The 6,558-nt window shown below is 42.2% G+C and carries 6 protein-coding genes; 4 read left to right on the top strand and 2 right to left on the bottom strand.

Features of this window, described 5'->3' with window-relative positions; genetic code table 11:
• On the top strand, positions 1–575 hold a 575-nt coding region (locus J5I83_RS03095), incomplete at its 5' end, for a transposase (protein ID WP_304053208.1).
• Positions 576–946: 371 nt separating this feature from the next.
• Here the strand turns inward: J5I83_RS03095 and J5I83_RS03090 are convergent.
• On the bottom strand, positions 947–1,609 hold the full coding sequence (locus J5I83_RS03090; protein WP_304053207.1) for a response regulator transcription factor: 663 nt from the start codon (positions 1,607–1,609) through the stop codon (positions 947–949).
• Positions 1,610–2,253: 644 nt separating this feature from the next.
• The gene (locus J5I83_RS03085) at positions 2,254–3,438 is read right to left on the bottom strand and encodes an ATP-binding protein (protein WP_304053206.1); all 1,185 of its coding nucleotides are present in this window, start codon (positions 3,436–3,438) and stop codon (positions 2,254–2,256) included.
• A gap of 869 nt (positions 3,439–4,307) precedes the next feature.
• Here J5I83_RS03085 and J5I83_RS03080 point away from each other — a divergent pair.
• From J5I83_RS03080 to hisB, 3 genes are all read left to right on the top strand, one after another.
• Positions 4,308–4,520 carry a hypothetical protein gene (locus tag J5I83_RS03080; RefSeq protein WP_304053205.1) on the top strand — a complete coding sequence of 71 codons (213 nt, stop codon included), beginning with the start codon at positions 4,308–4,310 and terminating at the stop codon, positions 4,518–4,520.
• A 319-nt stretch (positions 4,521–4,839) separates the two neighbouring features.
• A complete protein-coding gene (gene hisC / locus J5I83_RS03075; protein WP_304053204.1) occupies positions 4,840–5,928 on the top strand; it encodes a histidinol-phosphate transaminase in 1,089 nt (362 codons plus the stop codon).
• Positions 5,929–5,956: 28 nt separating this feature from the next.
• Positions 5,957–6,544 carry an imidazoleglycerol-phosphate dehydratase HisB gene (hisB, locus tag J5I83_RS03070; RefSeq protein WP_304053203.1) on the top strand — a complete coding sequence of 196 codons (588 nt, stop codon included), beginning with the start codon at positions 5,957–5,959 and terminating at the stop codon, positions 6,542–6,544.
• Positions 6,545–6,558: the final 14 nt, after the last annotated feature.

Below are 6,558 nucleotides of genomic sequence, written 5' to 3'. Positions count from 1 at the left end.
CTCGGCGCGCCAGCTACTTCGGCACGGCAAAAGTCAATGCCCAAGTCGTGCTGAAAAGCATCTGCATGAATCTGAAAAAAGCTGCCAACAAAATTTTTGTGGATGAGCCCTCAAAAAGGGGAGCAGTTCGCCCCCAATGCAGCATAAGGGTGAGAAACTCCTTTGAAAAAGGAGTAAAACTTCACTTTTCTGTTAAAAAAACGCGCAAAAGTGTCATTTGGAAATTTTTCCCCGTCACCGCAACAAAATTATCAGGGTTATGCAAGAGGTCTTTCCATCGCGGCAGGTACAAGTCACTAACGAGGCAGCAGCGACGATGGCTTAAGCGTCGCCAGGCTGTGGAGCCAGCAATCGGACACTTAAAATCAGATCATCGGATGGATCGTTGCTGGTTACAGGGCAAACTGGGCGATGCGCTCCATGCAGTACTGTGCGCAGCGGGTTATAACCTGCGTTGGTTGTTGCGAGCAATAGTTCGCCTGGGACTGAAGGCGGTTTTTTTGCGACTTTTATTGATTCAGCTGATCAATCCTATAAGGAGCGAACTTATAACTGTTGATGTGAATATGATGTGAATACTCAGTATGCTAAAACTATATTAGCAGCTAGGTGAATTTTACAGGACCGACTACTTACGGTTATGATCTTCTTGTTTAATTGATTCATTTCAGATCTCCTCGAAAAAAGTATTAACTGACTTTGATACAACCAACTAAAACGAATGTTTAAGCAGGTGGTTCGTATTTTAAGGAGTACGGGAAATGAATAAATAAGTAAATTCTTCAAAATGGATCGTATGAATGCATGCTCAGCTGCAAGTGCTGATCAGTTCTTTTGGAGCGGCAGGGACTGATGACAAGCGCGTCAACGCGTGATATGACAAAATAATCAGTCAGAATGAAAAATCAATTAATTGAAATGCGCAAGTTCCAGTGGATGATAAATCTCAGTGTTGCGCTTCAATGATATTACAGCTGATGGCGAGACGAACCAGTTGGGACGTGTTCTTTAATTTTAACTTCTTCATGATGCTTGCTTGATGAACACCAACAGTTTTAGGGCTGATAGAAATCATTGCCGCAATTTGCGTCACTGAATGTCCTTCCGCTATCAGTTTAAATAACTGGAATTCGCGCTTGGACAGAACATGCAAAGGATTTTCAGAGGTTCTGCCTAGCACTTTATCAGAAAGTAAGTTTGCAGCCAGTTCCGGATCGATATATGCCTGACCCTGACTTACCTTGCGAACTGCTTTTAGCAATTGTTCAAGATTGCTTTGCTTGGTGATGTATCCCGTTGCGCCCATCTTTAATGCGCGCTGGACCATGATTTCATTGCTGTACATGCTAAACACCAGAATATTTGCAGCAGGATTTTTCGTTTTGATACGATGAATGGTTTCTAGACCATCTATACCTTCCTTGTCAAGATTTAGATCAATGATGGTAACATCGGGTGTATATTCTTGATGAAGAGCGCAGCCAGTCTCTCCATTATCCGCATCGGCTACCACATGAATATCAGACGTGCTTTCAAGTAGACGGCGATAACCGCTGCGGACTACTGGATGGTCATCGATCAGTAGAACTGTAACTGGCTTGTCTCTCACAATTCGAGCACTTCCATTGTTTTTACAGTTGGGCTTGGTGAAGCTGGAGTAAACTTCTTCATCATCTCTCCTTCAAATATGAGGTGGTTTTTTTGGTTTAGGTTCAAAGTCTGTGTCGAGTAATAACTTTGTTGTCCGAAATCTGCCTCAAGTATGATTAAATATTGACCAATGCCTGGTTATGCAAACTTCAATATTTTAACAATTACTGAAACTCCGGCATTAGAGTCGCCTTCAATTGAGCGCATAAAACTGTTGATCGCTTAACTTGCTGTGCCTTCACTGTGCCTTCAATTACGTAACACTCACTGCAACGTAAATAAATGAGCGGTATTGCTAAATAACCGGTTTCTTATTGAAAAACATGTTATGTAAATATGGGTGATGATCTTATGCCATCAATGAATTTATTTGGATTTTTGTATATTCTGCTGCATTATGTATACGAATAGAATAAGCATAGAGTTTATTTTTATCTAAGAAAATTCCTTAATAGTAGGAAGAAGAGGGCGGGATGTAGTATATGTGGTGTATTTTGTAATAAGCTTCTTACAGAAACAGCACGATTAGAGTGACCAGACGAGCGAAGTGAGGTGCGCTTGATTATATAGCCACATCACTTTGTAATCAGCTCATTTGAGTTGTTAAAGATCGTCAGTTTTTCTCCTTCTGTTAGAGCAGTCGAGCGGCAATCTAACGTAAATCTGAGTTCCATGGTTTGGCATACTGTGAACAGAAAACTTACCGCCTGCAGCGATTACGCGTTCACGCATGCCGAGCAATCCTAATCCTTTGGGTGTTTGATCGACATTATAACCCTTGCCATCATCCTCCACGCTTAGCAGTAGAATATCATCCGCAGCGGTTGCTCCAGTTTTGCGATGCAAGCGTATTAGAATCCGGCTAGCCTCGGCATGATTGCGGACATTGTTGAGTGCCTCCTGCACAATGCGAAATACAGTGATATTAATATGCTCGTTGAGCTTATCAAGTTTACCTTCAAACGCCAGCTCGAGATCAATGTGGGGATTGTGCGTGACCCACTGTTTATTGAGCTCATGTAAAGCATCTTCCAGTCCAAGAGTGTCCAGGAGAACGGGGCGCAATTGATGCAGCATATCGTGCATCACTGCATGCATTTTTTTTACGCATTGTTTAATAGCTTGAGCGCTGAGATAAATACCCGAGTCTTTATCGCACAAATGGGCGATCGTTTCTGTTTCCGCGTGAATAGCGGTAAGCCACTGGCCTAACTCATCGTGCAGTTCGCGCGCGAGAAGACGCCGTTCTTCTTCTTGCATCTTGAACAGGTTTTGCATCAATCGGCGATTGCTATGTAATAACTGTCGGTGGTGGCTTGTCGATTCTTTGATCAGGTTGATATTGGTCATTACCGTGCGGCAAATACCGGTGTCTTTTACGGCTAAACTTTCCAGACGGATGTAGATTATTCTGCTGAAAGGAGCGGTGATTCTTAACTCGACTACAGTGTTATGGGGAGAGTCGAAAGTTTGTCGCAGATAGTCAATAAATATGGGATGGTCATCTTGAGTAATGTGGGTGAGGAAAAGCGTATTCAGAATGGAGGCACGTTCCTTGCCGAGAATGGCAGATCCACTCAGGTTGATGGCCAGAATGTTGCCAGCTTTATCCAGTGTAAGATAACCTACTGGCAACAGATCATAGGGATCTGTATGGCGATCATTTGTTTCTTCTGGTCGTTGTTGCTTTTCCACTTCTCTCCGATGTGTCTGCGGTTCTGCGAGTGGCTCTATCGTGCTGTGGATCTCGCTGTCATCAGTTTTTGCGGAATCATGCTTTTGGTTCATGTCATTCCCTTTTTGATAATAGCTGTAGCAATAGCAACTAGATTATCTGCTTTATTCTCAATATCGTTGTAATCATCCATATCCGGTGCTAGTGATCTGCCTTGGTGCTGTCACATCATCCTTTGCCGGATTGTGACAGTGTTGGCATGGTACCTATTCCGTATATTTGGTCTAATAAGTTAGATGCTGGCGTCTAGTTGAAGCATTTCCTTGTTGTTATGGTTAAACATCTTTGCTATGCGCTGCTTCTGAGCCAGGACGTAACCCGCGCTATCCTGTGCGCTAACAAAATCATGGATAACGCACATCTTGTTAACCGAATATATTGTTTATGCTTCATTGCTTGCTAGCTGAGTAACACTCTTGTTGTTGTGTCGATGAATGCTATTCATGTATTTGGTATGGTAGTGTCGTATTTAGCGGGAACGTAAATCATTGCTTTTGATTTATGTACAATATTTCAGTTATTGTGACAAGCAGAAAATGGGTTGGGATACGTCATGAGATGCTGTCTGTAGCATTTTTACCACTATGCCTGGGAATGGCTTGATCCAATGGTAATCAGACAGACTCTTCCTCAATATGGAAAAAATTATGATGTTTTAAGCTATTTTTTTAACAGTTAATAGCGCACAATGTCGGTGGTTAAGCTTGTACACTCGAGTGTGGCCATTTGAGGAATACAAGTTGATCGTTGATCGAGTGTTTAGGTATCATCAGATGAAATGAGCTGATTTGGTAGTTCATCTGATTTATTTGACAAACGCATTATTAATTTATTGACTGCAGTGGGCGCTTTAATCTTTTATACAGTGATCTATTTTCTTGGATACTTTGCTACACATGGATTTAATCTAATAGCAGGCCGGATGTTAATCAATCGTCGTATAGCTGGCTTGGTCGGTGTATTCTTTGTGGCGGTATTTCATGGTTATAAAATTATCAATAGCCCCTTGCCAGCGGGAGTAGATACGGATACTGCACATGCACTTGGTTATTATGTTATTTTTCCCGTCGCAATCATCGTCGGTGTGTTTTTGTATATTACATGGCAAGAGAAAAAAGATAATGATCCATTATAAAAAAGAACTAATAAGTTTAGTGTTATTGGGGAATTTGAGAATATAAAAGCTTTCTTTTAATGCTTTGGTTTCTGGTCGTGTGTGTTAAACTTTCATCTTAAACCTAAGGTACATCTTATCTAGGAATAAGATTAAAAACAGCATCTAATAAAAAAACGGAATATTGAATAATTGCATCTGTTGAAGTTGGCAGTTTAGTTTTGTATAACACTACATTATTAGCCGATATCGATTCTACAATCTAACTTGCTGCAATTAAATGCTTTACATGACTTCCTGCATTTCAAGCTTCTATCTCAGGTTATTTTGATCAAATAGCATGTCTAATTTACTTGAAAGCATCATTCGTCCAGAAATTCTTGCGCTTTCTGCTTATCATGTTCCTCCAGCAAAGGGCATGATAAAACTGGATGCAATGGAGAATCCTTATACTTTGCCCTTGATCCTGCGCGAAGAAATTTCCCAATTGACAGAGGATGCCCATATTAACCGTTATCCCGATCCAAGTGCGGCGTCAGTGAAGTCTGTCTTAAGAAATACCCTGTCCATTCCTGCTGAAATGGCGATTATGTTGGGAAATGGATCGGATGAACTTATTCAGATCATTGCGCTTGCCACGGCTAAGCCAGGCGCTGTGCTGATGGGGGTGGAGCCGGGCTTTGCCATGTTCCGCATCATCGCTACTTTCTGTGGTATGAACTATGTGGGCGTGCCGTTAGCCGCTGATTTTTCTCTCGACCTGGATGCCATGCTTGCCGCTATTGCCCAACACCAGCCTGCAGTGATTTTTTTAGCTTATCCCAACAATCCCAGTGGCAATTTATTTGATAGTGAGGCAATCTGCCGCATTATTGAGGCCACACCTGGTATCGTCATTGTCGATGAAGCTTATCATGCTTTTGCCGATGCAAGTTTTATGGATATGCTTACTCAATATCCTAATTTGTTGCTGATGCGTACGCTCTCAAAACTAGGGCTGGCTGGATTAAGATTGGGGCTGCTGGTCGGTAGACCTGAATGGCTGACACAATTTGAAAAACTGCGCTTGCCCTATAATGTAGGAGTCATGACCCAGTTGATTGTGGAGAGAGTCCTCCAGCACTATGATATATTGCTGGAGCAGGCTGCAACAATTAAAGCAGAACGGGCCATTTTGAGGGCTCGTCTAGCAACGATGGAAGGTATTGAAGTTTTTCCGTCAGATGCAAATTTTGTTTTATTTCGTCTCAATCAGGCTAGTCTGATTTTTCAAGAACTTCAGCAATACGGCATATTAATCAAAAATCTTGATGGTACTCATCCCTTACTAAAAAATTGCTTGCGCGTCACAGTTGGTACTGCTGATGAGAATACGCAATTCTGTAAAACACTGCGTCGCATACTTGAAAAACCATTGTTATTAGCCTGATTGTCCATATTTACAAATAAATATTTTTATGCGTCAAACCCAAGTTACCCGTAATACGCTGGAGACTCAGATCGCCGTCGAGGTCAATCTGGATGGTAGAGGTCATGCCATCCTGGATAGCGGCATACCCTTTCTTGATCACATGCTTGATCAAATTGCGCGTCATGGAATGATTGATCTGAAAATAAATGCAAAAGGTGACTTGCATATTGATGCCCATCATACTGTAGAGGATATTGGCATCACGCTGGGACAGGCACTAGCACAAGCATTTGGAAACAAAAAAGGCATACGCCGTTACGGACATGCCTATGTGCCACTAGATGAGGCATTGTCAAGAGTCGTGATTGATCTTTCTGGTCGCCCCGGCATGGCATTCCATGTGCAATTTGCACGTGCACGCATTGGTGAATTTGATGTCGATCTAGTCCATGAATTTTTCCAAGGCCTAGTCAATCATGCCATGATCACCTTGCACATAGATAATCTCTCAGGCAATAACGCGCATCATCAGGCAGAAACCATTTTTAAGGCATTTGGACGAGCCTTACGCATGGCGCTAGAAGCAGATCCGCGTGCTATCGATCTCATTCCTTCCACAAAAGGCTCTTTGTAAACCATATCATTTTC

The sequence above is a fragment of the Nitrosomonas communis genome, assembly GCF_024102715.1.
Taxonomy (GTDB): Bacteria; Pseudomonadota; Gammaproteobacteria; order Burkholderiales; family Nitrosomonadaceae; genus Nitrosomonas; species Nitrosomonas communis_B.
The sequence above is the reverse complement of the archived record's forward strand: the minus strand, read 5'-3'. Positions and strand labels throughout refer to the sequence as shown.